Origin of the sequence: Pseudobacillus badius (assembly GCF_002189605.1) — a bacterium.
Lineage (GTDB): Bacteria > Bacillota > Bacilli > Bacillales > Domibacillaceae > Pseudobacillus > Pseudobacillus badius.
In genome coordinates this window covers 64,840-91,772 of the sequence record NZ_MWMM01000012.1, presented here as the reverse complement: position 1 = coordinate 91,772, position 26,933 = coordinate 64,840, and the positions used below count along the sequence as shown (strand labels likewise).

Here is a 26,933-nt window from a genome sequence, read left to right as displayed (position 1 = left end):
TGGACGGCATTTAATTTAGTTTGTAATGAATATTTGGTCATAGAAAAACTGCACCTCCAATTGTTAGCTGTGTCTAACAATTGGGGTGCAGTTCACAGTCCGGATGTCTTTTTTATCTGTTAGCGAACGGAATTCGCCAGTCTCTTAAAGCCCTAAAGAGATATATTTAATTTCTAAATATTCATCAATGCCAAAGTGGCTGCCTTCACGGCCAAGTCCGCTCTCTTTATAGCCGCCAAATGGCGCTTGCGCAACAGACGGCAGTCCATCGTTCAAGCCGACAATGCCGTATTCAAGCCCTTCAGCAATTGTAATAGCCTCTGTAATGTTTTCACTGAATACATAAGCTGCTAAACCGTATGGTGAATTATTAGCGCGCTCAATCACTTCTTCTGTTGTCTGATACGTAGCAATCGGTGCAAGCGGGCCAAACGTTTCTTCATTCATGCATAGCATGTCATCCGTCACGTTTGTGATCACTGTCGGCTCAAGGAAATAACCTTTCTCCCCGTCAGCAGCTTTGCCGCCAGCAAGAACTTGTGCGCCTTTTTGTTTTGCGTCTTCGATTTGGCTGATCACTTTATCCACTGCCTGCTCATCAATTAAAGGACCAATCGTTACGCCTTCTTCCAGGCCGTTTCCGACTTTTAATTTCTCCACTTCTTGTTTGAATGCCTCGGCAAACTTTGCTTCAATGGACTCATGAACGTACACTCTATTGGCACATACACATGTTTGTCCCGCGTTGCGGTACTTAGAAGCAATTAAGTTTTTCGCTGCCTTTTCAATATCTGCATTTGCAGTTACGATAAACGGCGCATGTCCGCCAAGCTCCAGAGACAGCTTTTTCACTGTATCAGCCGCTCCGCGCATCAACAGCTTGCCGACTTCTGTAGAACCGGTGAAGGAAACTTTGCGGACACGTCCATCCTTCATCCACGCTTCGCTGATTTGGCGTGCGCTTCCAGTTACGATGTTGATAACCCCTTTAGGAATGCCAGCTTCTTCTGCCAGCTCTACAAGACGAATAGCCGTTAAAGGCGTTTGTGTCGCTGGTTTAATCATTGCTGTACAGCCAGCTGCCAAAGCAGGACCGACTTTTCTAGTAATCATCGCTGCTGGGAAGTTCCATGGAGTAATCGCTGCAATTACGCCCACTGGCTCTTTTTGGACAAATAAGCGCTTATTCGGATGAGAAGCAGGAATCGTTTCACCATAAATGCGCTTTCCTTCCTCTGCATACCAGGAAATGAAGCTGTTAGCGTAGCCGACTTCGCCGATCGCTTCCGCCAACGGCTTTCCTTGCTCTTGAGTCATCAGCTTGCCGATTTCTTCTTTATTTTCATCAATGAGGCGGTACCATTTCATTAAGTAATCTGCACGCTCATTAGCTGTCAGTTTGGACCAAGCTTTTAGCGCCCCATAAGCCGCATCAGCTGCCTGTTCCGCTTCAGCTGTTCCGCCGTCCGGAATCGTTGCAATCACTTCTTTAGTTGCCGGATTAATGACTTCAATTGTTTTTTCTGTTTCCATCCACTCGCCATTGATATAAATTTTCCAGTTTTTCATTATTTCTCCTCCTCTTGTTCTATGATTCTTTTATTTCCCCAATGTACTTTCTGACCTTTCGTGCAGCGGATGATTGACTAATTCCTAGCGATTTAGCGACTTTATAGGTTGATTTGTCTTTGTTGTAGGCTTGAACAATCATTTTGCGTTCTACCTCTTCAATCACTTCCGGAAGAGTCATCCCCGCCTCTGTTATTTCCTGTTCAAACATATCCGGCGGCAAGTCATTTAAGGTCACTACCTCATCCCCTGTTACAACAAGCCGCTCCACCATGTTTTCCAGCTCCCTGATGTTCCCTTTCCATTCAAAACTGAGGAATGCTTGAAGGACTTTCGGTGAGAAGCGAACATTGCTTCCATATAAATGGTTGAAGTAATCTAAAAAATGATACGTAAGCGGAGCAATATCTTCTTTACGCTCGCGAAGCGGCGGTATATGAATAGGCACAACATTGAGACGATAATATAAATCTCTGCGGAAGCTGCCTCTGCCTACCATATTTTTCAGATCTTTATTCGTAGCGGCAATGATCCGAATATCGAGGGAAATCGGCTGCCGGCCGCCAACCGGGCGAATTTGCTTCTCCTGCAAGACATGCAGCAATTTGCCTTGAGCAGCAAGCGGCAGCTCCCCCACTTCATCTAAAAACAAGGTGCCATGATTAGAAAGCTCAATGAGCCCTTTTTTCCCTTCACGAAAAGCACCGGTAAACGTTCCGCCTTCATAGCCAAACAACTCTGATTCAATCAGCTGTTCAGGAAGTGCAGCACAATTGATCTCGTTCAGCGGCTGATCCCGCCGGTCGCTTAATTGGTGAATAAGCCGAACAATCTTGCTTTTGCCGACGCCCGTTTCCCCAAGAAGCAGCACCGTGGAATTTACTTTGGCAATTTTGCGGACGAGCAGCATAATCTTCTCCATCTGCTCGCTTTTTGAAATGAGTCCATCGAATTCAAGCGGCTCTTTTAATTCCTTCTTATATGTAGCCAGCTCGTCTTCCATCTCTTCAATTTTATTGCGCAGCTGCATGAGCTCTGTCAAGTCACGCGAATAGCTGATTACGCTCTTTAACGAACCATCTGGATGAAAAACAGGCCTCGTGCGCACATGAAAATAACGGCCGGTGCCGGCTGTTTGGAATAATTCAATCGGCTGCAGGCTCTCGATCACTTTTAAGGTAGCCGATGGATAAAAAATCCCCATCTTCTCCAGATCTTTTACATGCTTGCCTACCAAATCTCCGGCTGTCCGTTCATAATTTTTGCGGCAAGTAGCATTTACACGAATGACAATGCCGCTTGCGTCCGTCACCAAAATTTCATCGAAGGATGATTCAAAAATATCAAATAATTCATCACGTACGGGATCATGAGATCGATTCATGACAAGCTTCCTCTCGGGTTATATTGTTTCCATTATAGCAAAAATACGCCCGAGAGATAAGCATGCCGTTTTCGTTATTGCAAATTAAGCTTGAACTGCTAATTGAGAAACTGCTGCTTCCAATGCTTCTTCGAGGATATCTAATCCTTCTTCTGCTTGTTCATCAGTAATGACAAGCGGCATTAGCAAGCGAAGTACGTTTCCGTAAGCTCCTGCACTCATTAAGAGAAGACCGCGATCATTTGCTTCTTTAATAAGCAGGTTAGTCAATTCTTTGTTCGGCTCTTTTGTTTGACGGTCTTTTACTAATTCCATTGCGCACATAGAACCAAGCCCGCGAATATCACCAATCTCGTCATATTTCTCAGCTAGTTTGCGGAAGCGGTCCATCACATGCTCTCCTAATTTTTCACCGCGCTCATTTAGCTTTTCGTCTTCAATAATATCAAGAACAGCTAGTCCAGCTGCACAAGCAAGCGGACTTCCCGAATAAGTTCCGCCAAGCTCTCCTGGTGTGGAAGCATCCATGATTTCCTTGCGGCCGATTACCCCGCTGAGTGGCAAGCCTGCAGCCATTGATTTAGAAACAGTGATTAAGTCAGGAACAATGTCGAAGTGCTCGATACCGAAGTAACGGCCAGTACGGGCAAAGCCTGCTTGAATTTCATCAGCGATAAAGATAATGCCATGTTTCTGACACTCTTCATATACAGCTTGAACAAAGCGTTTAGATGGAACGATGAATCCGCCTTCACCTTGTACCGGCTCCATCACAACAGCCGCAATGGACTCAGGTGCTGCATCGTTGATAAAGAAATCACGGAACTGCTCGATGATCATATCTTCATATTGTTCTTCTGTCATGCCTTCTGGACGGCGGTAAGTGTATGGATAAGGTGCTTTATACACTTCCGGAGCAAATGGGCCGAATTCATATTTATAAGGCTTTACTTTGCTTGTCATCGTCATTGTCAATAGTGTACGCCCATGATAACCGCGGGAGAATGAAACTACGCCTGGACGCTTTGTATATTTGCGGGCAATTTTCACTGCATTTTCTACCGCTTCTGCTCCGCTGTTAAAGAAGATAACTTCCTTCTCATGTTCTCCAGGAGCGATAGCGGCTAATTTTTCAGCCAACTCAATATATGGCTCATACATCATTACGTTAAAGCCTGGATGGATGTATTGATCCACTTGCTTGTGTACTGCTTCTGTTACTTTCGGGTGGCAGTGACCCACGTTCATTACGCCAATAGCACCAACGAAATCGATAAACGTATTTCCATCTACATCGTGGATTAATGCCCCTTCAGCCTTTTCGGCAAAAGTAGGTACACCATTGGACACGCCTTTTGGCACAGCGTTTTGTCTTCTCTCTAATAATGCTTTCGCCTTTTCACCTGGAAGGCTGCCGTTAACTTTTGCAAATTTTCTTGTCATGATGCTTTTCCCCTTTTCTAAAAGAAATTACTTTCTACAATCAATTTATATGCAAAAAGCGTGCCAACTTTTAAAAAGGCGCAAATACTTCTATTATTACGAATAGACAGACTACAATTAAGTCAGGTGCGACTTCAATGAGTCGTATCTGACTTAAAAGTTCAAAATACTTACTGTTTTTCCCGGGCAATATACCCATATTTCTCCATTTCTGAATAAATGGTTTTTAATTTCGGGTTTCCTTCCCCCACAATTCTGTCTTCCACAAGCACAACTGGATAAAACATCTCTTCTTCCATCACTTTTTGGGCAAATTCTCTTTTTTTCTCATCATTCGGCGGCGCTTGAATATCCACATAACTAATCCTAAAGGGCTGATCCGGATACTTTCTGGAAATTGCGGCCTCCAGCCATTCGTATGTTTCCTTAGAAGACGGCAGGTTCACACAGCTTGGACAAAGCTGCTCCGTCCCGTAAATAGTAATTTCTATTTTCTTCTTCATAATTTTCGCCCTCCTGTCATTTCCTTTCATTTTAACGAAAAACCGGCCAGTGCGGAACTACAAGCTCCTTGGCCAAATATTTATCAATCAATGGATTTTTCTCATTATAATCATTATAATAAAAGAGAGATTGAGAAAGGAGTGGATTATCGTGGATGAACAACAAATGGAAATGCAAGTACGAGAAGTATTAGATAAATTACGCCCATTTTTGCTTCGCGACGGCGGCGACTGTGAATTAGTAGACATTGAGGACGGCATTGTGAAATTGCGCCTGCTCGGCGCTTGCGGATCATGCCCAAGCTCTACCATTACTCTTAAAGCGGGAATTGAACGGGCTCTCTTGGAAGAAGTGCCAGGTGTGGTTGAAGTGGAGCAAGTATTTTAATTCACCTTTGAGCAGAGTATTTCTTAATATAATAAAAAAAGCAGAGCGCTCTTTGACGGGCGTCTCTGCTTTTTTTATAATGATTGAGCTCCATCTTCTCCTCTTGGCTGTCTCTTAATTTCTTGAACCTAGAAAATCCTTATTGACAAGTGTCTTCGGCGCACGGTCCGCAAAGATGGCATCGAGATTGTCACAGCATGTTTCCATCATCGCAAGGCGTGTTTCTTTCGTGGCACTGCCAATGTGCGGCAAAGCGACCACATTTTTCAACTGAAGAAGAGGATGGTCAGCGTCAATCGGCTCCTCGTTAAATACATCCAAGCCGGCCGCTGCAATCTCTCCTGCCTGGAGTGCTTCATACAAGGCGTCCTCGTTCACGATTGGCCCGCGGCTGGCATTAATAAAAATCGCCTCTTTTTTCATCTTTTGAAATTGCTCACGCTGAAATAAGCCTTTTGTTTCTGGCGTTAATGGGGCAAGGCAAACAACAAAGTCAGCTTCCGCAAGCAGCTCGTCTAATGAACAATAACGGGCACCGAGCATCTCTTCCGCTACTTCATGACGGTTTCGGTTATGATAAATAATCTCCATATCAAAACCAGCGGCCCGTTTAGCCACAACGGTTCCTATCTTTCCCATGCCGACAATTCCAATCGTCTTATGGTGGACATCCGTGCCAGCAAGAAGCAAAGGCGACCAGCTTTTCCACTTTCCTTCTTTTATAAATTCGGCGGCTTCAATCATTCGGCGGGCTGTCGCCAAAAGCAAGGCGAATGCCAAATCAGCCGTTGTATCCGTTAACACATCCGGCGTATTGCAAATAGCTACGTTATGCCGGCTCGCTGATTCTAAATCAATATTGTCATAACCAACCGCCATATTGGCCACTACTTTTAAATGCTCCCCTGCTGAAAATACCTCATCATCAAGCCGGTCAGAAATCACCGTCAAAAGTGCATCCGCTTTTTTCACTTTTTCCAGTAAGATTTCACGAGGTACTTGCACATCCTCTTTTGGCCACATATCTACTTCATAATCTTCTTGCAGTCTTGCTACAATTTCTCCAGGAATTTTTCGTGTTACATATACACGCGGCTTCACATCTCCACCTGCTTTCTTCTTTATATTCACTCCCCCATTTTAGCATAGTTCGGAAAAATGCTCCGTGTAATAAAAAAGATTACTTCAGCCAATGAATAGCGGGCATATTCCACCGACGTGATGATACTCCCGCCCGGTCATAGAAAAAAGCCAAAAATTCTTCATACTCGCGGGAATTGGCTAGATACTTTTTTAATTTCTCTTCATTTTCCTTTTTTATGTGCAAGGAACCTTTCGCAAAATACCTTTCAATGCATTCAAAATAATGAGCAGGGAACAATAATCGGGCATAAATCAAACGCCAGGCGAAAGGAGAAAGAGGGCGAACCTGCTCATATTGCCGGATAAAATCAATAAAGCGAGTCCGATAAAACAAAGCCCCCTGCCAGTATTCCGACCGAATCCATTCAGCTATATCCCGTGCTGCATAATCAAATACCCAATTGAACGGCTGGTGTACAGCTGGTTCCTTGAGCCAGGACTTTTCGCTGAATGAACGGTGACAAATTGTTCCCAAGTCCCATTGCTGAGGCGCTTCATCTATTTCTGTATCCGCCACATATTGCAGGGCATTTTCCGTTAATCCCATATAATAAGGAAAAGATTCAACAATCAGGCGGGCAAAAGGGTCATCCTGCTCTTTTAATAGCCCATTTGCAGATTTCTCTATTTTCTCCAAACGTTGTTCCCAACTTGCCCTCCAGCTTCCTAATTCACTAGCCGACTGAACCTGCAGCAAAAGGGATTGCCCGCGCAAATGGAAACGGGCCAATCTTTCACCGGTGAAAGCCCTCATTGGAGCAGGCCGGCTGCTGACGAGAACAACAAAGTCCCTTTCTTCTTCCGTAACCAAGAAACGGCCGTTGCGGGCACGCAAAAATACGGCGGTCCGTTTTTCTCCCTGCCGGACCATATGCTGTGCCATTTGATGAAGTTCGTATAAATATTGTTGTTCCTTATCCGTTGCATCAATAATATGATAAAGTAATCCGTTGCTTTCATAACATATCTCTTTGGACTGAAAGGGCACCCTTTCCGCTTCAACTTGAAAATGCTTCAGCAATAACTGCTTTCCGTCCATTTGCTTGCCCCCTTTGTTTAATTGAATAGTCTATATACCTGAGGATATCCAGGTACAGAATGCTTTTTTCACTCGAAGGCCATGTTAAATGCTTTAATTTATTAGGAAAAGAATCATTATTCACATCAGCGTTTAACAAAGCCTAATAAAAAAAAGGGATTTTACTGTCTAGTCTGGAATTCTTATTACAAGGGAAAGATTCATTATTAACATATTAGAGAAAAAGGTGATCATATGACTATCGAAGACAAATCAGTAATGAGCATGTCTGAAAAAACGGCACGCCGTTGGCTTGGCGAGCGGGGAGTGACCATAGACGATATTGCGGAGCTTGTTATGTTTTTACAAAAAAAATATCATCCTGATCTGGAAATAAAAGAATGCAAAGAGAACATAGAAAAAGTTTTGCGAAAGCGTGAAGTGCAAAATGCTATCTTGACAGGCATCCAGCTTGATATACTGGCGGAGAAAGGATTGTTGGATGAGCCGCTGCAATCGATTATTGCCAGCGATGAAAGCTTGTATGGCGTCGATGAAATTTTAGCTCTTGCTATCGTGAATGTTTACGGTTCGATCGGCTTTACCAATTACGGATACATTGACAAAGTAAAACCTGGCATTTTAGAACATTTAAATGATAAATCAACAGGAAAGGTTCATACTTTTCTTGATGATATTGTCGGTGCTATTGCAGCAGCTGCTTCTAGCCGGCTTGCCCACAAAGCAGCTCACACTGAATAACTGAACCGGCAGACTGCAGATAAACTCAATGAAAATTGAAGTTTGTCCGCAGTTTTTTATTTTTTGCGGATGAGAACTGTTGATTTCCATTCCAGGAGCTTCGCTTTCCGCGGGGCGGGCGCTGATCCCGCAGGAGTCTGCGCTCCTTCCATTTCAATCCACAGGAGGCACATGAATTTCTCTTTTAGTTATCATTTGCCGGGTACGCCTTTCATGGCAGCATGCCGCTTTTTCTCCACCTTAAAAGGGGCCGGAATCAAGCCATTCCCAACCCCTTTTGTCGACAGACTATTATGATGGTTATCCACTCTTGCTGCCGCACTGACGGCCAAATGAGATTCACTCGCTTTTGTTTAGTGCTGCCTGTTTTGTCTTTATACTTCCCATTCGTCAAGATTGTTTCTTATATGGACCGGCTGCTGCTCTACATGAACGAGATGCTCTTTTTGAGTTACTCCTGTATGAACAAGCAGGGTGTCAAGTCCCGAGCGGATACCAGCCAAGATGTCAGTTTGGTAATTATCACCGACCATGAGGGTAGCCTCTTTTGCAGTGCCCAGGACTTTTAAAGCCTGCTCCATAATAATGGATTCTGGCTTGCCGATAAACACTGGCTTTACACCGGTTGATACAGCAATAACTGAAGTTAGGGCCCCATTTCCCGGCAGGAGCCCGCGCTCGGTCGGAATGGCGACATCCCCATTTGTTGAAATGAAATCAGCCCCGCTTCGCACTGCCAAACAGGCTGTGGCCAGCTTCTCGTAATTAATCTGGCGGTCAATTCCGCAAACGACCACATCTGCCCGTTCATGCTCAACAAGCGTCAAACTCCTTTCATCAAGCGCTCGGTGAAGTCCTTCTTCGCCAATCATGTAAACAGCGGCCTGCTGATGTTTTTCCCAAATGTAATTAGCTGTCGCCATTGAAGTGGTGAACACTTGCTCTGCCCCGGCAGCAATATCGAAGCCCCGTAGCTTTTCTGCCACTTGTTCCGGCGTTCGCGATGAGTTATTTGTCACAAACAAGTAAGGGATATTTTTCTGCTGCAAACGGTTGATAAAAGAACGGGCTTCCTTTATCTCCTCTGTTCCCCTGTACATCGTGCCATCTAAATCAATCAAGTATCCTGTGTATGTTTTCATTTTTCCTCCTTATACAAAAAGGCGCTTTCAAAATGAAAGCGCTGATAATTACGGCTTGAATGCTGAAACCGGACCTAATTCATCCGTTAAATATTTTCTGACTTGCTCTGGAAATTGCTCGAATGCGGAAATGTGCTCACTCAATGTGCGCTCAACTTCTGTATGATCAACAGCCGTATACTGTTGAACGAGCATTTTTCTTAAAGCAACAGCTGCTTTTAAAGATGCAGCCGCTTCTTTTTCGATGACTTTTTCGTCCTCCAGAATGTCAATAATGTCTTCATAGCTTCCCGGATCTCTCATAATAAATCCATCGATCATCGCATTACCGACGTCTAATACGGATTCAATGACCATCTGGGCAATTCTCTCAAGAGCAGCCTGCTCAATTGCCGTTTTCCATTGAGCCTGTCCGGCAAATGCGGTCATTTGCCCTTCCATAAAGGTTAATATTTCTTCGATTTTTCCACGATCCACAAAATACACCGCGGTCACCTCTTCTCTATACTTTCTAAATGTCCCCTCTTATTTTATCATGAATCGGCGAACAAAACATATCTTCGTCCGGGAGAAGTCATGGTACAATCGAAACAAACAGACAGGAGTGACTCGTTATGACCGAAAGATTTTTCCTTTACGATGAAACCGAAGCAACAAAAACACGCTATGTCAGCTTTATGGGAGATCATCAGCGCTTTGATCTTGCTTTAATCCGAACGGACCGCTATTTTGGCAAATGTATCGTCCTTGATATCCAGGGAAGCCGCTTTGCGATTATTGGGCGAGATGACTTAGATGAACCCGGTTATCTTGAACACATTTTTAAACTTTCGGAAGCGGAAGCCGCCGAGCTGCGAGACTTTTTATACGAAGTCGTTTAAAGCATAGAGAGCCGCCTGATGGGCATGCTAAGGAAAGCCGGACATGCTCGCTAGCTTGCTTTCAAAAGTGAGGTGTCTGACGCTGACTCTAAAGCAGCGGAGGTTATAATTGTGCTATTTCAAGATGAAGAAGAATACACTGATTTTTCCAATGTTGAAAAGATGCGCCACTTTTTAACAGTAGAACAAACACCGGAAGGCCCATACGGCGCGCCAAGAGGAAAGGATGAACCGGTGGAGAACAAATCAACTCCTTGGAAAGAAGGACAGCAGTTTTATTCTGCCTTCACCTATGAAAACAGATCACTGCACCAAGGCTTGCCCCGTCAGTTTCCGGGCGCTCATCCGACTCATGATGACAAAGACAAAGAGCAAGAAAGGGAATATCAGGATATTCCGCCTAACAACACCTAAAAAATCGAGCGTTTCCGCTCGATTTTACTTTTGGACTTTCTTCACAACAAAATAGGCACAGCCGAAATTGCAATACTCATACAAATACTCTTTCAGCGTGCTGATTTTTGAATCAAAGGCTGCTTTTTGGTTTTCATCTTCATAAAAACCTTTTAAGCGAAGCTGGCCGTATCCCCAATCCCCAACAATGTAATCATACTTTGTGAGAATGTCGCTGTAACGCTCCTTGAACACCTCTTCATTAAATCCGTTGCTCCGCTCATCAATGAGTTGGTAGCAATGATTTTGAATGCAAATCATCTCTCCTCATTCCTTTCCTTCTCCCTTTATTATAGCCGATCAGCCATTAATTACTAAGAAAAAAATGAACCAAAAAGGGCAATCTACGTGTTGAGGGGGTGTTAACATGAAAAAACCATTGTTAACTGTAGGGGTCTCCAGTTTTTTATTACTGGCTGCCTGTAATGCAAACAATAAAAATGACCTTGCCGGCGTAGACAACAACCGGGACGGCAATATGATAAATGTCAGTGACCGTTATGACCGCAACCGCTATGACATGTATAATGGAGATCTTGCCAATGGCGGTGATGGCCGTGATGGCCGAATCGGCGGCAGCACTGACAACGACCTGACAACTAAAAATGAATTAATGACAGACGACAGAAAAGATAATTTTGGATATGTTCGCCACCAAAAAGGATCTGTTCAAGGGCAATCCGTTTCTTACCGAAATCTGCACACCCTTGACCGTGAAAAGACGGCGGACACAATTAGCAGACTCAGCTTAGGGCTTCCCAACATCAATGATGCTTCCGTACTTGTTACCGATCAGGAAGTGCTGGTTGCTTACGATACAGACGCGAAAAATGATAACGGACGCAGAGAAGCAGCAGAGCAAGTGAAAAGAACTGCATTAAGCGTTGTTCCGCGCTGGTATCACGTATACGTAACTGATGACACCGATTTGCGCCGCGACATTGAAAACATCGCTCAAATCAATGGAGGAATGGATACAGCCCGTCATTCCATCCGCGATACCATTAAATTAATGAAGCAGCGAACTCCTCAAGGCTATAAGCAATCGGAAAAAGGAACTAATGGAATGAATCATCAGATGAATAATACAAATGGAACCACTGATACAAAAAGAGCCCCGCATAATACCGGGACTCCCCAAACAACAGGCACACCGGGGATCAACTGGACGACAGGACCAGATGATCAAGATAATCCATCCAGTGTCAGATAAAGCTGCTCCCTCTACTAACACGAAAAGCTTGATCTAAATATTTTCACCCAAAAACACCCGGCCTCTTTTCGCATCATTTTTTGATACCGCAAGAGACCGGGTGCTTTATGTCAGCTCGAAATAAGCAGAGCGTTTGTCATTCCGGCTAATCAGAAGCTGGCTCTTACCCTATTCTTCCTTAGGCTTCAAGCGTTTCTTTTTCGCCTAGTTCCTGTTTTGACTTCGCTGCCGAGTTGACTTGTTCATCCGCATGATAAGAAGAGCGGACAAGCGGACCAGCTTCACAATGGCTGAATCCTTTTGTCATAGCAATTTCACGAAGCTCTGCAAACTCGTCCGGGTGATAATATTTTTGCACCTTCAAATGTTTCTTCGAAGGCTGCAAATATTGGCCGAGCGTGACAATATCTACATTGTTTGCCCGCAGATCATCCATCGCTTCAATAATTTCTTCTTTCGTTTCCCCAAGGCCCAGCATAATGCTGGACTTCGTCGGGATATCAGGCTGCATTTCTTTTGCTCTGCGCAAGAACTCAAGAGAACGGTCGTAAGTCGCACGTGCGCGCACTCTTGGTGTCAGGCGCTTCACTGTTTCAATATTGTGGTTTAAAATATCCGGGCGTGCATCCATCAGCGTTTTCAAGTTTTCTTCTATTCCGCCCATATCAGAAGGCAGGACTTCAATAGAAGTAAACGGATTTTTGCGGCGGATCGCCCGTACAGTTTCCGCAAATACAGCTGCGCCGCCGTCTTTTAAATCATCCCGGGCCACAGCTGTTACAACCACGTGCTTAAGGTTCATCAGCTGTACGGAATCGGCTACCCGTTCCGGTTCAGCCCAATCCAGCTCAGTTGGCAAGCCCGTTTTCACGGCACAGAAACGGCAAGCACGCGTACAGACATCACCTAGAATCATGAAAGTTGCTGTCCGGCGCACCGCCCAGCATTCATGGATATTTGGGCATTTTGCTTCTTCACATACTGTATGAAGATTATTTTCACGCATCATTTTTTTCAAGCCCGTGTAGTTCTCGTTTGTATTCAATTTTATTTTTAACCAGTCCGGTTTACGTAAATGTTCCTCTTTCTTGCTCATTCCTTCATCTCCCATCATTCTGCTTTAAACAAATGACCTCTTGCCTGAAAGAAAAATAATTCCCTAGCCACTGTACCATAGTCCATATTCTAACACAACTCTTACTCTTTTCATGTTTTTCAGACACTTTTCTGCATGAAACAAGGAGAATTTCACAAAATAAATAAAGAACACTAAAAGGGAGAGAAGCGCATTGCAAAAATTGGCATTGTTTTTATGTATTCTGTTCTTTCTAATGGCGTTTCCTGTCAAGGCGGCTGATCATGAAAAAGATGAACAAATGTACAAAGAGAGAATGGAACTGTTCGAAAAAATGGAAGCAGCAACGACCATTCCTTGGTATTACTTTGCCGGCATAGATCAATATGAACGGAGTTTGCGCTTTATTCGGAAGGACTTGCCTGAACCCGATACTATTTCCATATACATTCCAGAGAGCAAATGGGCTGGACCATTAAACCCTAATCAGAAAGATAAAAATCCAGCTACTATCGCGGCTTTTCAAGGAGTTGGCATAGACGGAAACGGAGATGGCAAAGCAGATCGCTTAAATGGCGAGGACGTGTTAGCCGCAATCGGCCGGTACTTGATGACTTATGGAACCGACCACGACAACCTTAAAATTGCCCTTTGGCGGTACTACGGCCGGGATAAAGCGGTCAGTATCGTTGTAGGCAATGCTAAAATGTATAAAGCATTCGGGAAGCTTGATTTGCAACAGAAAGTATTCCCTCTTCCGCGCCGCTTTAATTATACATTTAAAAATACGTGGGGAGATGCCCGCGGCTGGGGAGGACGCCGCATCCATGAAGGAACAGATATCTTTGCCGATTACAGTGTGCCTGTCCGTTCCACTTCCTATGGCATCGTTGAAATGAAGGGATGGAACCGGTACGGCGGATGGCGGGTAGGAATTCGTGATATTAATAATACCTACCATTATTATGCCCACTTAAATGGCTTTGCTAAGGATCTAAAGCTCGGAGAAGCCGTGAAGCCAGGGACAGTGATCGGCGGAGTCGGCAGCACCGGCTATGGTCCGCCGGGTACCTCCGGCAAGTTCCCTCCTCATCTTCATTACGGAATGTATAAGGATAACGGCCGTACAGAATGGTCCTTTGACCCTTATCCCCACCTCAGGCAATGGGAAAGAGCCGGCTCTTAACTGCTAGAACCGGCTCCCATTCCCCCGCATTTTGTCTTATCTTTATTTGGCCGCTTTGGCTTTTTTGACTGCGTGAGCAATACTTAAGCCTAAGCCGCCCCAAATAATTGCCACTCCGGCAATCATCATTGCAATTGCGCTGCCATCCATTACAATACCTCCTTTTTAGAAGAAGACGCGGAATGATTCAGCGTATTCGTATTCCATCGCTTAGCAAACATAAAGATGAAGCTTACTGCGATAGCTCCAATAGCAACTGTCCAGCCATACGTATTAACAAAGCTTTGCGGATACCCTTCGTATGGGCCGGCAATGTTCTGACGGATATTATCAAACATCATATAGCCAAGAACGATCGGTGTTACAATGCTTAAACAAATTTTCCACCAGGCGCCTAAACGAATATCCGAAACGGCATCTGCATGGCTTTTCAATGGATCAAGCTGTTTGAACACCCAAGCAATTAAGATAACTTCGACCAGTCCGGCAAAAGCGACACCAAAGTTGTTAATGAAATAATCGACCGTATCAAGGAAGTTTAATCCTCCTCTTGTTGCATACAGCAGCGAAACAAGAGAAGCCACCCCGCCTCCGATTAAGACGGACTTTGTACGTGATACGTTAAACTTTTCCTGCACGCCTGCCACAAACGTTTCCACAATGGAAATCAAGGAAGTAAAACCGGCGAGGACCAGTGAGCCGAAGAAGAGAACACCAAACAGTTCATTGGCGAACGGGAATTCGTTAATAATTTGCGGGAAGACCGCAAAAGCCAGGATCACTCCGCTTTTGACTACTTCATCCACTCCCACTCCTTGTTGCATCGCCATGAAGCCCAAGGCAGAGAAAACACCAAAACCAGCCAGCAGCTCAAATGCGGAATTACTAAATCCCGTAATAAAAGCGTTGTTTGTGATATCGGATTTTTTTGGAAGGTAACTGGAATAGGTGATCATGATGGCAAAGCCGATGGATAAGCTGAAGAAGATCTGTCCGTAAGCAGCGATCCACACTTTACCGTTTGTCAATTGTGACCATTCCGGCTTAAAGAAGGCGTTCAGTCCATTCATCGCACCCTCTAATGTAAGTGCACGAATAACAACGATTAAGAACAAGAAGACAAGGAGCGGAATCATGATCTTAGTAGCCCTTTCAATTCCTCTTTTCACGCCGGCCACTAAAACACCGAGGGTAACAATCCACACCACTGCAAGCGCTACCAAAATTTGTGGTACCAGTCCGCCAAACGCGCCGGCATCAGCCACCTGCAGGTAATCAGTTAACAAGAAGTTTGTCGGGTCGTTGCCCCACGACAGTTTAAATGAAAACACAGTATAAGACAGAGCCCAGGCAATAATAACCGAATAATAAGTGGCGATAACAAAGGAAATCGCTACCTGCCACCAGCCGAGCCATTCCGCATTCTTGTTCAAGCGGGCAAAGGACAGCGGACTGGAGCCGCGATACTTATGACCTATGGTGAACTCTAAAATAAGCAATGGAATTCCGGCCGTTAGCAACGCGAATAAGTACGGAAGAAAAAAGGCCCCCCCTCCATTTTCGTAAGCTACTGCCGGAAAACGCCAAATATTCCCTAAACCAATAGCGGACCCAACAGCAGCAAAAATAAATCCAGCTCTTGAACCAAACATAGGACGTTGTTGATCCATAAAAACCCCTCCTGCTTTTCACTGAAAAGATAATATTTTCAGATAATTTCGATAATCTCCTATAGTATAAACGGGAAAATGGAATTAGTAAATACTTTTTTCGCTTTATGAAAATAATTTTTTGATAAGCGAGAATGTTCAATCTCCTTTCCTCATATAGTCTGTTTCCGGTAGTCCATCTTATTCACTACTTGTATATATTATTCGTATGGAATATATTAACTGGATGAAGCCCATAAAAAAAGACACCGTTTCTGCACGGTATCTGAAGGCTGTTTTCCCCGACTGCCGAAGTCTTCCCGGCAGCTCCTTATTTCTTTTTAGGCAGTTCAATAGATGGAGACATTCCCCCGCCGCCGTTATAAAACTCTGGCACATCACCGTGCACCATCCCCATGGCTACAGGAATATCCTGAACGACCGTTGTCATTTCTGTAGCAAACGGAACAATAATCTGCACATTTACTTCTACTTCAATAAAGACTTCCACATAAGCATTGTTGATGCCGTATGGCTTGACATTAGATTTGACATTGGATGTTACTTCACCGATAGCATGAAAGCGAATAGGAATTTTCGGTCCAAGGTTGCCAAGCAAGATATTGTTCGTCACTTGGCCAAGCGGAACATAGTAGACAATGCCTTCTGTCCGCTCTTCCGGATCCTTTTCAATTTCTACATCAGACAAGAGCTCCAATGCCTGCAGATTGCCCTGCTCCGCCTCCTTTAAATTTAGCTGCACCAAATTCGTCGTCTCCGCCATCACCCGATTAATAATCTTCGCATTCAGCCTTGTCGTTGACGGGTTCTTCGGATCACTTTCAATGATGTCATTAATGTCCATGACGCTCGCAACTTTTTTATTAATTGCTTTATTAATTACCATCGCGGCAATTTTCTTCGTCTCCGCATGGGCATATCCCATCAATGTTGGCTTTACATTTTTATTAATGACCCATAAACTAGCCGCAGTTGAAAAAGTAAAGAGCACAAGAGTAATTAAGAGTACATAACGAAGAGGGAGCGGCCCTCTTTTCGATCTCCACCTTTTTTGTGCAGCCAAAAAAATCCCTCCTTCTTAGCTAATCTATGCTAAAAAAAGGAAGGATCATGCAATAAAGTTTTACTTTTTCAAGTGAAATCCGTGATGCAGCAGCTTCCACTCCATGACATCCCGCAGAAACTCCGGCATAAAATGCTTTTTCTGAGGCGCGCGGTAAAGCGGAGGGAAAAAGCGGCCATAGGCAAACATATCAAGCGTAGCCAGCTTATACTGGTGATCATTCACAATGTCAACGCCGTTCACTTTAAAGCGGTATTGTTCCATATCTACACTTAAACGGTCATATATAAACCGGCCCATCACTTTGCCTCTGAATCCCAACCCTTTGATGGTCATGTGAGGCCATTTGTCGTCTGTCGTCTGCTTTAATACTTCCTTTAATTCAGCTCCTGACAGTTCAATGAGACAAGGATTGATAGGATGAGGAAGCATGCGGTGAATATCGTATTTCGTAACGGTTCCAGCCTCGAGACCGCCTAAGCAAACACCGGCATTTAATAAAGCGCCATCCGCGCCGCACCACTCTCTCAGCGCCTCGCAAAGCAGCTGCGGAAGCTCGGAAGGAGCAAACCAGTCGCTCGCAAGCGGGACAGACAAAGAAATGACCGGTTGAGCAAGCGCTTTTTTTCCTTCCTCCGCATAGCCCTCTATTTCCTTGTGCTCGTTTGCCGGGGCAGGCAACGCCTCCATCGTGTTATATACGCAAGCCTTCTTTCTAAGAATTTGCTTTGTTTCAGTGTCCACTTCAATCATCACGTGCCCGACGTAATAGCCGAATCTTCCAGCCGCTGCAAGCAGTGTTTGGTTAATTTCCTTGCCCTCATGCAGCAAATGGTGAGTATGAGCGCCTAGGACAACGTCCGCCTTGGGCATCGTATGAGCTATTTTCTCATCTTCATAAATGCCCAAATGAGAAAGCACCACAACTATATCTGCTTTCCCGCTGATTTGATCGACTTGTTCCTTCAGTGCAGCAAGAGGCTCCGACAATGTCCAGCCCAGTTGTTCATAGGCACCTGAGAAAAAGGCTGTAGCTCCGGTCAGTCCCATGGTCATTCCGTTCGGTAAATGAACCAAGCAAAAAGGCTGCGCCCATTCGGGACGTTTTCCGTCTTCCTCATACAGATTGGCAAGTACGATCGGAAATTCAGCTTCTTCATATAAAATTTCCAGCCCTTCTTTCGGCAAGGTGATTCCCTCGTTATTGCCGATCGTCACCGCGTCATAGCCGGCTTCATTTAAGAGCTCCACATTTCTTTTTCCAAGCGATCCTTCCGTCATTGGATGCGACCGGTCCACATGGTCGCCAATATCAAAGATAAACACACTTTCGCCTGCTTCTTCATGCCACTTTCTCCGCTCCTGCAAAAAGCGGCGGATGCGCGGCCAATTCTCAAAATGGCTGTGAAGATCATTTGTATGATAAATATGAATCGTTTCTTTCAAACTTTCACCCCCGCCTTATTAAGCAAGTCCTTCATAAATTAAGCGAATGCCCGTGACAATCAAAATCAGCCTAAGGACCATGACGAGGGCATCCGACTGAATCCTCGTATTGACAAATGCGCCGCATTTCGCCCCGACCCAAGCGCCCGGTATCAGCAGCAGCGCATACAGCCAAACCACATTTCCGAGCATAACATGGGTAACAGAACTAACAAGCGCTGATAAAAAAATCATAAACATGGAAGTCGCTACCGCTACATGCGGAGGAAACGCAAACAGCAGAATCATTGCCGGCACCATCAAGGCGCCGCCGCCAATGCCGAAAATCCCTGAAAAAAAGCCAACAAAAAAGGAAATGGAAATGGCAACAGCCGGCTGAAAACTATATGTATACATCTTGCCGCTTTTTTCTGTAAACGTGCGGACAATGCCTCCTTCTTTCTTGGAGGACAGCGGCTTAATTTTCGAACGGAAAATGAGAACAACCGCGATGAAAATCATAAAGATACCGAAATAAATATAGAAAGAATGCGTGCTCAGCGCTTTGTTCACTAAGGCCCCCACCATTCCGCCCGGTCCGCTGCCAATGAAAAAAAGCAAGCCGCTCTTGTAATCAACCGTTTTATATTTCATATAGGCAAGCGTGGATGATAGCCCCGTGAAAATCATGACGACAAGAGAAATTCCCACCGCCTGCTGCGGAGAAATAGAGGGGAGCAAAGCAGTCGATATCCCCAAAAAAAGAAGGGAAGGAACGATGATGATCCCTCCCCCAATGCCGGCGAGCGCTCCCAGAGCGCCTGCCGAAAAGCCGATGGACAGAAGGACGATCCATCCCATTGCTTTCCCTCCTTAAAATAAATCCAATTGGCGCGAAGCCAGATTGTCATACGTCAAGCCAGCCAGCTCAATAAATTGCTTGGCATTATCAGCAGCATCGCCGCCGGAATTATTATTAAACAGCATATACACATGCTCGCTTTGTTTTTGAAGGTTTTTAGTGAACTCCACCCATTGGTGCAATTCATCCTCATTATAACGATAGAGGTAACGGACGTCGCGCCAGTTTTTGTTCCCCTGCTTTTGCCATCCTTGGTTGTTGCGGCCGTGCAGACGCACGAGGGTTTTCCCAGGATCAGTTGCCCGCAAGACGATCGGCACACAGCCTTCTCCCGCCTGCGGTTCATCACAGACTGTATGAATCCACTTTTCCGCTTGCAAAAAAGCTAACGTCTTCTCTAAAAAATCCGGCAAATACCATGATTGGTGGCGAAACTCCACTGCAAGCGGCACATCCCCCATCAATCTCTTGCAATAACGCAAATATTCCACATTTTTCCGCTGACAATCAAACCATGGCGGAAACTGAAACAGCACCATTGCCAGCTTTCCCGCTTCTCTCATTGGTGCAAGCGAATCGATGAATGCCTGAAACATCTCTTCCTTCGTTTCAAAGGGAATGTCACCCCGCTCATGCCCAGTCATGCCTTGGTAGGCCTTCACGATAAATTGAAAACTTTCTGGTGTCTCTTCCACCCACTTTTGCATATTACGAAGCGGCTGTACGGCATAAAAGCTTGCATCCACCTCGACAGTCGGAAAATGGGCCCCATATTCTTTTAATTTATCCCGAGGAGCAATCCCGTTCTTGTAAAGCGTGTCATGATCTCCCCAGCCAGTTACACCTACATACAACATCGGTTTCACCTCGCTCTTATTGTAGCATATAACAGCTATTCCTTACTTATTATCCGTTTCTACGCAGACATTAACCTCACAAGGCCTTCTGCGCTTTCACAATTGAAAAAAAGCAGCCCGCGGGCTGCTTTTTTGATGAGTATTAACCGATAGAACCTTCCATCTCGAATTTGATAAGACGATTCATCTCAACGGCATATTCCATTGGAAGTTCTTTTGTAAATGGCTCGATAAAGCCCATAACGATCATTTCTGTCGCTTCTTCCTCAGAAACACCGCGGCTCATTAAGTAAAACAGTTGCTCTTCAGATACTTTGGACACTTTTGCTTCATGCTCAAGTGAAATATTGTCATTTAAAATTTCATTGTACGGGATCGTATCAGATGTAGATTGGTTATCCATAATGAGTGTATCACACTCAATGTTTGAACGAGCTCCCTCGGCTTTGCGGCCAAAATGGACAATACCGCGATATGTTACTTTTCCGCCATGCTTCGAAATAGACTTTGAAACAATAGTGGAAGAGGTGTTTGGCGCCAAATGAATCATTTTTGCTCCGGCATCCTGGTGCTGTCCTTTGCCGGCAATAGCAATCGACAAGGTTAATCCGCGCGCGCCTTCACCCTTCAAAATAACCGCCGGATATTTCATTGTCAGCTTGGAGCCGATGTTTCCATCAATCCATTCCATTGTGGCATTTTCTTCACATACCGCGCGCTTTGTTACAAGGTTATACACGTTATTTGCCCAGTTTTGGATCGTTGTGTAACGGCAATAGGCATTTTTGCGAATAACAATTTCAACGACTGCACTATGAAGAGAATTGGTTGTATAAACTGGAGCTGTACAGCCTTCTACATAATGGACAGAAGAGTCCTCATCAACGATAATCAACGTACGCTCAAATTGCCCCATATTCTCCGAGTTAATGCGGAAATATGCCTGCAGCGGCGTATCCACCTTTACACCTGGCGGCACATAGATAAAGGAGCCGCCTGACCATACCGCTGAATTGAGCGCCGCAAACTTATTATCGGTTGGCGGAATAACCGTCGCCCAATATTTACGGAAAATCTCTTCGTTTTCTTTTAACGCGGAATCCGTGTCCTTAAAGACAATTCCAAGGGATTCCAAGTCTTCTTTCATGTTATGATAAACTACTTCAGATTCATATTGCGCAGAAACACCAGCTAAATACTTTTGTTCTGCTTCCGGAATGCCAAGCTTGTCAAAGGTTTGCTTAATTTCTTCCGGCACTTCATCCCATGAGCGTTCTGCACGCTCAGATGGCTTCACGTAGTAGTTGATTTCATCAAAGTTTAAAGCTGATAAGTCTCCGCCCCATTGCGGCATCGGCATATTATAAAAATGCTCCAATGATTTCAGACGGAAGTCCAGCATCCACTGCGGCTCATCTTTCAGCTTGGAGATTTCTTCAACAATTTCACGTGTCAAGCCCCGCTCTGAACGGTACACTGAAACGTCTTTGTCTTTAAAGCCGTATTTGTAATCCCCGATCTCCGGCATTTTTTTCGCCATGTTTCATTCCTCCTGTTAGTCTTATTATTCTTGCTCAGATAAGCCTTTTTCCATAGCCTTCCACGCAAGTGTCGCACATTTAATGCGTGCTGGAAATTTGGCTACTCCCTGTAATGCTTCAATATCGCCAAGATCCAAGTTATCTGGATAATCATTTCCTTGCATCATGTCTGAGAAGATTTTCGACATTTTCAACGCTGTTTCGATATCTTTGCCTTTGATCGCCTGTGTCATCATGGAAGCGGAAGCCATTGAAATGGAACAGCCCTCCCCTTCAAACTTTGCTTCTGACACTTTGCCATCTTCAACATCCATTGTCAAATGAATACGGTCCCCGCAAGTCGGATTATTCATATCGATCGTTAATGATCCTTCTTCCAATTGCCCTTTGTTGCGCGGGTTTTTATAATGATCCATAATAACTTGACGGTAAAGCTGATCTAAATTATTAAAAGACATCGCTGAAATACTCCTTTGTTTTAACGAGTCCTTGGACGAGTCTGTCTATATCTTCTTCTGAATTATACACATAGAAGCTTGCTCGTGCTGTCGCTGAACAATTTAACCATTTCATCAGCGGCTGGGCACAGTGATGGCCGGCACGGACAGCAATTCCTTCCGCATCAAGCACAGTCGCCACATCATGCGGATGCACATCGCCCAAGTTAAATGTAACAAGTCCGGCGCGCTTTTCGCCGGCAAGCGGTCCATAAATCGTCATGCCTTCAATCGTGCTCATTTTTTCCATCGCATAGTCAGCTAAACGGTGCTCGTACTGCTCAATTTCGTCCAGTCCGATTTCTTCCAGAAAATCAATCGCCGCTCCAAGACCAATGGCTCCTGCAATAATCGGTGTACCTCCTTCGAACTTCCAAGGAAGTTCTTTCCAAGTTGAATCGTACAATCCGACAAAATCAATCATTTCACCGCCGAATTCGATCGGCTCCATCTTTTCCAGATGCTCTTTCTTCCCGTACATGACACCGATACCTGTTGGCCCGCACATTTTATGCCCGGAAAAAGCAAGAAAATCACAATTTAAATCCTGGACATCGATTTTCATATGAGGAGCTGTTTGCGCTCCATCTACGACCATAACCGCACCTTTTTGATGAGCAATTTCTGCAATTTCCTTTATCGGGTTGATCGTGCCAAGTACGTTAGACACCATCATAATAGATACAATTTTCGTCTTTTCAGTAATCATTTCCCTGGCATCCTCAAGTAAAACCGATCCGTTCTCTTGAAGCGGCAAATATTTCAGCACGGCTCCTTTTTCTTTAGCGAGCTGCTGCCACGGGATAATATTGCTGTGATGCTCCATATACGTAATGACGATTTCATCGCCCTCATTTACATTGGCGCGTCCGTAACTTTGTGCAATGGTATTAAGCGCTGTTGTCGTTCCCCGGGTAAATACAATTTCTTCACGCGCTTTTGCATGGATGAACTTACGCACCTTATCACGCGCTCCTTCATAGGCATCTGTCGCCCGGTTGCCAAGCGTATGCACTCCCCGGTGTACATTCGAATTATATTCACGGTAGTATTTATCAAGCGCCTCAATGACCTGTACAGGCTTTTGAGAAGTCGCTGCATTATCTAAATAGACAAGCGGATGGCCGTTCACTTCTTGATCAAGGATAGGAAAATATTTCTTGATTTCCAGCGCGTCCATCAGCGTACTTTCCTTTCAATGACTCTAGTTAGCTGCTGCTTCACACCTTCAATTGGCATTTTCTCCACTACAGGCGCCAAGAATCCATGAATGATTAGACGCTCTGCTTCGTGGCGGCTGATTCCGCGGCTCATTAAATAATAAAGCTGGAGCGGATCGACACGGCCGACAGACGCAGCATGTCCCGCCGTTACGTCATCTTCATCAATAAGAAGGATCGGATTGGCGTCCCCACGCGCTTTTTCGCTAAGCATAAGCACTCTTGATTCCTGCTCGGCATTCGATTTAGAAGCACCGTGCTCGATTTTGCCGATTCCATTAAAAATAGATTTAGCCGCATCTTTCATAACGCCGTGCTTTAAAATATAGCCTTCCGTATGCTTGCCAAAATGAACGACCTTTGTTGTGAAGTTTTGAGACTGGCTTCCGCGGCCGACAACGACTTGTTTAGTATCCGCAAATGAACCGTCTCCAATTAAATTTGTTACGTTTTCAGAGACAGTATCTCCATCATTCATCATACCTAAAGCCCATTCAATACGGGCATCGCGGCCTGTAACCCCGCGGCGGTTGACGTAAGTGGTTGTTCCGCTTGCCAAGTTGTCCACTGCACCGTAAACCACTTTAGCATTCGTGCCGGCAATTACTTCTGCCACAATGTTAACAACTCCGCTTTCTGCTGCAACGGTTGACACATAGTTTTCCACATAAGTAACCGCACTGTTATCATCTGCCACAACAAGCACATGATTAAATAGTGCCGCCTCTGAATTATCTTGAAGATATACCGCCTGAATCGGCTCTTTTACTTCAACATTCTTTGGCACATATAAGAAAGCTCCACCATTCATTAAAGCGGCATGCAGAGCCGTCAGCTTGTGTTCATCCGGTTGAACGGCACTTGTCATGAAATATTTTTGAACGAGGTCGCTATGCTCGCGAACGGCCGTAGCGATATCTGTAAAAATAACGCCTTGTTCTGCCAGCTCCTCGGAAATAGAGAGAAACGCAGGTGTTTGATTGCGTTGAATGTAAAGAGTTTTATTTGCTTCTTCCATATTAATCAGCGTTTTTACTTCTTCCGGCAGTTCTTCCAGAGAAGAAAAAGGTTCGCTTGTTACTGTATGAGACGGGAACTGTGTAAAGTTCCAATTTGTAATCTTTGTTTTGTCTGCTTTTGGCAGCGGGAGTTCCTCTGCTTTCTCAAGAGCTGCCAAGCGTAAATCCGCCAGCCATTGTCCTTCGCCTTTTTCTGCTGAAAAAGAGCGGATATACTCTCGATCTACTGGTAGGTTTGTTTCTACAGTCATGTCCGTCCTCCTAGTTATCCATCTTTCGTCTATCGATAAAAAGCCGCTTCTTTGCTTGCGCCTAGCCGCACACGGGAGCATAACTTACGCTGGCTGTGCAGTAAATAGTGCCGCACAGCCAGCTTATAATATGTTTCAAGCTCCAGAGCAGTCGGCTCCGCTTTTCTTTGTCCAGCTCCAGCGGCCAGACTCTCGGGAATAAGCTGCCTCACCTGTGTGGCAAAAGGCGCCACTTCAGCGATTCAGCTTATGCCTGACGAGTCTAAACAGCCGCTTCCGCTTTTCTTTATTGGCTTACTGTTTCGTCTTCAATGCCAAGTTCTTGCTTGATCCAGTCGTATCCTTCTGCTTCAAGGCGCTGAGCAAGTTCAGCTCCGCCTGATTTGACGACGCGGCCTTGCATCATTACGTGAACAACGTCCGGTGTAATATAGTTTAACAGGCGCTGGTAGTGAGTGATCATTAGGCAGCCGAAATCTTCGCTGCGCATTTCGTTAATCCCTTTCGCTACGACTTTTAAAGCGTCGATATCAAGACCGGAATCGATTTCATCAAGAATCGCAATTTTAGGCTTAATCATCATCAGCTGCAAAATTTCATTTCGTTTTTTCTCTCCGCCAGAGAAGCCTTCATTTAAATAGCGCTGCGCCATATCCTGATCCATTTCAAGCAAGTCCATTTTGGCATCCATTTCACGGATAAATTTCATTAAAGAAATTTCGTCCCCTTCTTCACGGCGGCTGTTAATCGCAGAACGAAGGAAATCAGCATTCGTTACCCCGCTAATTTCGCTTGGATATTGCATAGCAAGGAAAAGGCCGGCACGGGCACGCTCGTCCACTTCCATATCAAGGACATTTTCTCCGTCCAATTCAATGCTTCCTTGTGTTACTTCATATTTAGGATGACCCATAATAGCTGCAGATAAAGTGGATTTTCCTGTTCCGTTTGGACCCATAATTGCGTGGAACTCTCCACCTTTTATCTCAAGATTTACACCTTTTAAAATTTCTTTCCCATCAATGGATACGTGTAAATCTTTAATTGTTAATGTTGAAGCTGTCATGTTCATACCTCCGTAATCATCGAAAATGATCGATGTTTATTGTCATTCTCAATTTATTCTCATTACAATCTTATAACAAATGAAAATTATATTCAACCGGTGCGAACAAATTGTTCCGGATACTTGATGATAGTCTATTCACTATATGAAATCAAGGGAAATGACGGTTATTTCTCTCTAGGTTTCCCTTCCTTCTATTGACTTATTTACAGCCTTTTTCTTTTTCAAATCATGGAAAAAGCCAGCAGATCTGCTGGCTTTAAAACGAATGGCTTCTATAGCATCTTCTTATGAAATATGGTTTGTAAATTTGCGGTTATGATCGGCAACCAACCGTCGGCTTTCCACATATTCCTCTTCACGTTGACGTTCAACATTCATTCTCACTTCATGATTTTGGCGGTACACTTCATATCCAACTCCGCGGGATCCATGCATAGCCTTTTCCATACTTTCTGTGTACTGCAAATTCAGTGAGTTTAACGAGTTAATGGGGAATCAATCCTTTCGGTTTTTAGAATAAAAATGTCTTACAGGAACTATCGTAACAGGCTTTCCTTTTCTTTACAAAAGCCATATACCTTCTTCCTGCCGGCTCACGTGTGATTTTACGTGCTTCCTGTCACTTATATAACCGCATTCTTAAAATTTAAACCATATCCTTCTTAATTCGTAATCTTCCGAAAGCTCCCCTCGTTGCCGTACGCTGCTTAGTGAGTAGTGTTCAGCTCATTCATCGCTTCTTGGACAAGTGTGACTGCTTGACTCATGGCCGCCCCTCCGCCAAAAGCAGCAGCTACGCCCAGCGCTTCAAATATTTCCTGTTCGCTGCAGCCCTCGTCCAGGCATCCTTTTACATGATAAATAATGCAATATTCATCCTGCGAGTATACGCTAATGCCTAAAGCGATCAGCTGTTTTTCTTTTTGGGCAATTTCCCCTTCTTTAAAGCATTCCGCTGTAAATGCATTAAAATGTCCAGCCAGCCCCGGCATTTTTTTCGTAAATACGCCTAGTCCTTCTTTATATTCAAGCAATGCCGCTTCTGTTGATGTCAATACTTCTTCTTCCATAAAAATATCCTCCTCTTTTATCTTCTGGCTATGTTAAAGCCCTGGGTTGATGTTGAACTCATTTGAAGGGAAGAAAACCCTTAAGAAGATCTCGCTCTTTCGTTTCTTCCTCCTTCATATGTACAAATGAGCAAAGCTACTATCAACGTTATGGATTAACAGAGCCGGTCCTCTTTAATATGCGGCAAGCAAAAACGCTTTATTCAAACAAAGGAGCAGACAACAACAA

The 26,933-nt window shown here is 44.6% G+C and carries 28 protein-coding genes and 1 pseudogene; 6 read left to right on the top strand and 23 right to left on the bottom strand.

Annotation, left to right across the window (positions count from 1 at the left end; all coding sequences use genetic code 11):
- Positions 1–144: 144 nt before the first annotated feature.
- The 4 genes from B1A98_RS15985 to B1A98_RS15970 all read right to left on the bottom strand — a co-directional run bounded on the left by B1A98_RS15985 (position 145) and on the right by B1A98_RS15970 (position 4,899).
- Positions 145–1,569 carry an NAD-dependent succinate-semialdehyde dehydrogenase gene (locus B1A98_RS15985; RefSeq protein WP_041094449.1) on the bottom strand — a complete coding sequence of 475 codons (1,425 nt, stop codon included), beginning with the start codon at positions 1,567–1,569 and terminating at the stop codon, positions 145–147.
- Positions 1,570–1,588: 19 nt separating this feature from the next.
- Positions 1,589–2,953, bottom strand: a complete 1,365-nt coding sequence (locus tag B1A98_RS15980; protein WP_063385256.1) for a sigma-54 interaction domain-containing protein — start codon at positions 2,951–2,953, stop codon at positions 1,589–1,591.
- Positions 2,954–3,037: 84 nt separating this feature from the next.
- Positions 3,038–4,399, bottom strand: a complete 1,362-nt coding sequence (gene gabT, locus B1A98_RS15975) for a 4-aminobutyrate--2-oxoglutarate transaminase (protein ID WP_170808525.1) — start codon at positions 4,397–4,399, stop codon at positions 3,038–3,040.
- Between the two features lie 167 nt (positions 4,400–4,566).
- Positions 4,567–4,899: a YuzD family protein gene (locus tag B1A98_RS15970; RefSeq protein ID WP_063385254.1), complete on the bottom strand. Its 333-nt coding sequence runs from the start codon at positions 4,897–4,899 to the stop codon at positions 4,567–4,569.
- A 90-nt stretch (positions 4,900–4,989) separates the two neighbouring features.
- On the opposite strand from B1A98_RS15970, the pseudogene B1A98_RS15965 reads away from it, so the two are divergent.
- Positions 4,990–5,287: pseudogene (locus B1A98_RS15965) on the top strand (NifU family protein).
- A 114-nt stretch (positions 5,288–5,401) separates the two neighbouring features.
- On the opposite strand, the gene B1A98_RS15960 reads toward B1A98_RS15965, so the two are convergent.
- The gene (locus B1A98_RS15960; protein WP_063385253.1) at positions 5,402–6,388 is read right to left on the bottom strand and encodes a 2-hydroxyacid dehydrogenase; all 987 of its coding nucleotides are present in this window, start codon (positions 6,386–6,388) and stop codon (positions 5,402–5,404) included.
- A 79-nt stretch (positions 6,389–6,467) separates the two neighbouring features.
- The gene (gene yutH / locus B1A98_RS15955) at positions 6,468–7,469 is read right to left on the bottom strand and encodes a spore coat putative kinase YutH (protein ID WP_063385252.1); all 1,002 of its coding nucleotides are present in this window, start codon (positions 7,467–7,469) and stop codon (positions 6,468–6,470) included.
- A gap of 234 nt (positions 7,470–7,703) precedes the next feature.
- Here yutH and B1A98_RS15950 point away from each other — a divergent pair, with 234 nt between their 5' ends.
- Positions 7,704–8,210, top strand: a complete 507-nt coding sequence (locus B1A98_RS15950; RefSeq protein WP_063385251.1) for a phosphatidylglycerophosphatase A family protein — start codon at positions 7,704–7,706, stop codon at positions 8,208–8,210.
- Between the two features lie 374 nt (positions 8,211–8,584).
- On the opposite strand, the gene B1A98_RS15945 is transcribed toward B1A98_RS15950, so the two are convergent.
- Both B1A98_RS15945 and hepT read right to left on the bottom strand, forming a co-directional pair.
- Positions 8,585–9,352, bottom strand: coding sequence for a TIGR01457 family HAD-type hydrolase (locus B1A98_RS15945; RefSeq protein ID WP_063385250.1), 768 nt, complete (start codon positions 9,350–9,352; stop codon positions 8,585–8,587).
- A 48-nt stretch (positions 9,353–9,400) separates the two neighbouring features.
- Positions 9,401–9,838, bottom strand: a complete 438-nt coding sequence (hepT, locus tag B1A98_RS15940) for a type VII toxin-antitoxin system HepT family RNase toxin (protein ID WP_063385249.1) — start codon at positions 9,836–9,838, stop codon at positions 9,401–9,403.
- Positions 9,839–9,966: 128 nt separating this feature from the next.
- On the opposite strand from hepT, the gene B1A98_RS15935 reads away from it, so the two are divergent.
- On the top strand, positions 9,967–10,233 hold the full coding sequence (locus tag B1A98_RS15935; RefSeq protein ID WP_041094472.1) for a DUF3055 domain-containing protein: 267 nt from the start codon (positions 9,967–9,969) through the stop codon (positions 10,231–10,233).
- 162 nt (positions 10,234–10,395) lie between these two features.
- Positions 10,396–10,647: a hypothetical protein gene (locus B1A98_RS15930; RefSeq protein WP_052475021.1), complete on the top strand. Its 252-nt coding sequence runs from the start codon at positions 10,396–10,398 to the stop codon at positions 10,645–10,647.
- Positions 10,648–10,671: 24 nt separating this feature from the next.
- Here the strand turns inward: B1A98_RS15930 and B1A98_RS15925 are convergent, their stop codons facing one another.
- A complete protein-coding gene (locus B1A98_RS15925) occupies positions 10,672–10,947 on the bottom strand; it encodes a YutD family protein (RefSeq protein WP_041094477.1) in 276 nt (91 codons plus the stop codon).
- A 106-nt stretch (positions 10,948–11,053) separates the two neighbouring features.
- On the opposite strand from B1A98_RS15925, the gene B1A98_RS15920 reads away from it, so the two are divergent.
- Entirely contained in the window at positions 11,054–11,899 is an 846-nt protein-coding gene (locus B1A98_RS15920; protein WP_063385248.1) for a YhcN/YlaJ family sporulation lipoprotein, read from the top strand.
- A gap of 178 nt (positions 11,900–12,077) precedes the next feature.
- Here the strand turns inward: B1A98_RS15920 and lipA are convergent, their stop codons facing one another.
- On the bottom strand, positions 12,078–12,995 hold the full coding sequence (gene lipA, locus B1A98_RS15915) for a lipoyl synthase (RefSeq protein ID WP_063385261.1): 918 nt from the start codon (positions 12,993–12,995) through the stop codon (positions 12,078–12,080).
- Between the two features lie 202 nt (positions 12,996–13,197).
- Here lipA and B1A98_RS15910 point away from each other — a divergent pair, with 202 nt between their 5' ends.
- On the top strand, positions 13,198–14,160 hold the full coding sequence (locus tag B1A98_RS15910) for a M23 family metallopeptidase (protein WP_420916245.1): 963 nt from the start codon (positions 13,198–13,200) through the stop codon (positions 14,158–14,160).
- 42 nt (positions 14,161–14,202) lie between these two features.
- On the opposite strand, the gene B1A98_RS20230 is transcribed toward B1A98_RS15910, so the two are convergent.
- From B1A98_RS20230 to B1A98_RS15845, 13 genes are all read right to left on the bottom strand, one after another.
- Positions 14,203–14,310 carry a MetS family NSS transporter small subunit gene (locus tag B1A98_RS20230; RefSeq protein ID WP_125474364.1) on the bottom strand — a complete coding sequence of 36 codons (108 nt, stop codon included), beginning with the start codon at positions 14,308–14,310 and terminating at the stop codon, positions 14,203–14,205.
- Positions 14,310–15,830 (bottom strand): sodium-dependent transporter, encoded by a 1,521-nt coding sequence (locus B1A98_RS15905; protein WP_041113513.1) that lies wholly within the window; start codon positions 15,828–15,830, stop codon positions 14,310–14,312. The genes B1A98_RS20230 and B1A98_RS15905 overlap by 1 nt, the downstream gene beginning before the upstream one ends.
- 310 nt (positions 15,831–16,140) lie before the next feature.
- Positions 16,141–16,893, bottom strand: a complete 753-nt coding sequence (gene yunB / locus B1A98_RS15900; RefSeq protein ID WP_063385247.1) for a sporulation protein YunB — start codon at positions 16,891–16,893, stop codon at positions 16,141–16,143.
- Between the two features lie 60 nt (positions 16,894–16,953).
- Positions 16,954–18,339: a bifunctional metallophosphatase/5'-nucleotidase gene (locus B1A98_RS15895; RefSeq protein ID WP_063385246.1), complete on the bottom strand. Its 1,386-nt coding sequence runs from the start codon at positions 18,337–18,339 to the stop codon at positions 16,954–16,956.
- A gap of 18 nt (positions 18,340–18,357) precedes the next feature.
- A complete protein-coding gene (locus tag B1A98_RS15890) occupies positions 18,358–19,179 on the bottom strand; it encodes a sulfite exporter TauE/SafE family protein (protein WP_063385245.1) in 822 nt (273 codons plus the stop codon).
- Between the two features lie 12 nt (positions 19,180–19,191).
- The gene (locus B1A98_RS15885; RefSeq protein ID WP_063385244.1) at positions 19,192–20,037 is read right to left on the bottom strand and encodes a DUF72 domain-containing protein; all 846 of its coding nucleotides are present in this window, start codon (positions 20,035–20,037) and stop codon (positions 19,192–19,194) included.
- Positions 20,038–20,179: 142 nt separating this feature from the next.
- Positions 20,180–21,577 carry a Fe-S cluster assembly protein SufB gene (sufB, locus tag B1A98_RS15880; RefSeq protein ID WP_041094489.1) on the bottom strand — a complete coding sequence of 466 codons (1,398 nt, stop codon included), beginning with the start codon at positions 21,575–21,577 and terminating at the stop codon, positions 20,180–20,182.
- A gap of 24 nt (positions 21,578–21,601) precedes the next feature.
- The gene (gene sufU / locus B1A98_RS15875; protein WP_063385243.1) at positions 21,602–22,036 is read right to left on the bottom strand and encodes a Fe-S cluster assembly sulfur transfer protein SufU; all 435 of its coding nucleotides are present in this window, start codon (positions 22,034–22,036) and stop codon (positions 21,602–21,604) included.
- Positions 22,026–23,255 (bottom strand): cysteine desulfurase, encoded by a 1,230-nt coding sequence (locus B1A98_RS15870; protein ID WP_063385242.1) that lies wholly within the window; start codon positions 23,253–23,255, stop codon positions 22,026–22,028. Before B1A98_RS15870 ends, sufU begins: the two co-directional genes overlap by 11 nt.
- On the bottom strand, positions 23,255–24,565 hold the full coding sequence (gene sufD, locus B1A98_RS15865) for a Fe-S cluster assembly protein SufD (protein WP_063385241.1): 1,311 nt from the start codon (positions 24,563–24,565) through the stop codon (positions 23,255–23,257). Before sufD ends, B1A98_RS15870 begins: the two co-directional genes overlap by 1 nt.
- 286 nt (positions 24,566–24,851) lie before the next feature.
- A complete protein-coding gene (gene sufC, locus B1A98_RS15855; RefSeq protein ID WP_063385239.1) occupies positions 24,852–25,631 on the bottom strand; it encodes a Fe-S cluster assembly ATPase SufC in 780 nt (259 codons plus the stop codon).
- Between the two features lie 288 nt (positions 25,632–25,919).
- Positions 25,920–26,069 carry a YuzK family famiily protein gene (locus tag B1A98_RS21060; RefSeq protein ID WP_478212335.1) on the bottom strand — a complete coding sequence of 50 codons (150 nt, stop codon included), beginning with the start codon at positions 26,067–26,069 and terminating at the stop codon, positions 25,920–25,922.
- A 272-nt stretch (positions 26,070–26,341) separates the two neighbouring features.
- Positions 26,342–26,704, bottom strand: coding sequence for a carboxymuconolactone decarboxylase family protein (locus B1A98_RS15845; protein ID WP_063385238.1), 363 nt, complete (start codon positions 26,702–26,704; stop codon positions 26,342–26,344).
- Positions 26,705–26,933: the final 229 nt, after the last annotated feature.

Bases quoted from the DNA above. Each gene is read 5' to 3' on its own strand.
- B1A98_RS15985 (WP_041094449.1), bottom strand. From the start codon at position 1,569: ATGAAAAACTGGAAAATTTATATCAATGGCGAGTGGATGGAAACAGAA.
- B1A98_RS15980 (WP_063385256.1), bottom strand. From the start codon at position 2,953: ATGAATCGATCTCATGATCCCGTACGTGATGAATTATTTGATATTTTT.
- B1A98_RS15970 (WP_063385254.1), bottom strand. From the start codon at position 4,899: ATGAAGAAGAAAATAGAAATTACTATTTACGGGACGGAGCAGCTTTGT.
- yutH (WP_063385252.1), bottom strand. From the start codon at position 7,469: ATGGACGGAAAGCAGTTATTGCTGAAGCATTTTCAAGTTGAAGCGGAA.
- B1A98_RS15950 (WP_063385251.1), top strand. From the start codon at position 7,704: ATGACTATCGAAGACAAATCAGTAATGAGCATGTCTGAAAAAACGGCA.
- B1A98_RS15945 (WP_063385250.1), bottom strand. From the start codon at position 9,352: ATGAAAACATACACAGGATACTTGATTGATTTAGATGGCACGATGTAC.
- B1A98_RS15935 (WP_041094472.1), top strand. From the start codon at position 9,967: ATGACCGAAAGATTTTTCCTTTACGATGAAACCGAAGCAACAAAAACA.
- B1A98_RS15930 (WP_052475021.1), top strand. From the start codon at position 10,396: ATGCGCCACTTTTTAACAGTAGAACAAACACCGGAAGGCCCATACGGC.
- B1A98_RS15925 (WP_041094477.1), bottom strand. From the start codon at position 10,947: ATGATTTGCATTCAAAATCATTGCTACCAACTCATTGATGAGCGGAGC.
- B1A98_RS15920 (WP_063385248.1), top strand. From the start codon at position 11,054: ATGAAAAAACCATTGTTAACTGTAGGGGTCTCCAGTTTTTTATTACTG.
- lipA (WP_063385261.1), bottom strand. From the start codon at position 12,995: ATGAGCAAGAAAGAGGAACATTTACGTAAACCGGACTGGTTAAAAATA.
- B1A98_RS20230 (WP_125474364.1), bottom strand. From the start codon at position 14,310: ATGGATGGCAGCGCAATTGCAATGATGATTGCCGGAGTGGCAATTATT.
- B1A98_RS15905 (WP_041113513.1), bottom strand. From the start codon at position 15,830: ATGGATCAACAACGTCCTATGTTTGGTTCAAGAGCTGGATTTATTTTT.
- B1A98_RS15890 (WP_063385245.1), bottom strand. From the start codon at position 19,179: ATGGGATGGATCGTCCTTCTGTCCATCGGCTTTTCGGCAGGCGCTCTG.
- B1A98_RS15885 (WP_063385244.1), bottom strand. From the start codon at position 20,037: ATGTTGTATGTAGGTGTAACTGGCTGGGGAGATCATGACACGCTTTAC.
- sufB (WP_041094489.1), bottom strand. From the start codon at position 21,577: ATGGCGAAAAAAATGCCGGAGATCGGGGATTACAAATACGGCTTTAAA.
- sufU (WP_063385243.1), bottom strand. From the start codon at position 22,036: ATGTCTTTTAATAATTTAGATCAGCTTTACCGTCAAGTTATTATGGAT.
- B1A98_RS15870 (WP_063385242.1), bottom strand. From the start codon at position 23,255: ATGGACGCGCTGGAAATCAAGAAATATTTTCCTATCCTTGATCAAGAA.
- sufD (WP_063385241.1), bottom strand. From the start codon at position 24,565: ATGACTGTAGAAACAAACCTACCAGTAGATCGAGAGTATATCCGCTCT.
- sufC (WP_063385239.1), bottom strand. From the start codon at position 25,631: ATGACAGCTTCAACATTAACAATTAAAGATTTACACGTATCCATTGAT.
- B1A98_RS21060 (WP_478212335.1), bottom strand. From the start codon at position 26,069: ATGCATGGATCCCGCGGAGTTGGATATGAAGTGTACCGCCAAAATCAT.
- B1A98_RS15845 (WP_063385238.1), bottom strand. From the start codon at position 26,704: ATGGAAGAAGAAGTATTGACATCAACAGAAGCGGCATTGCTTGAATAT.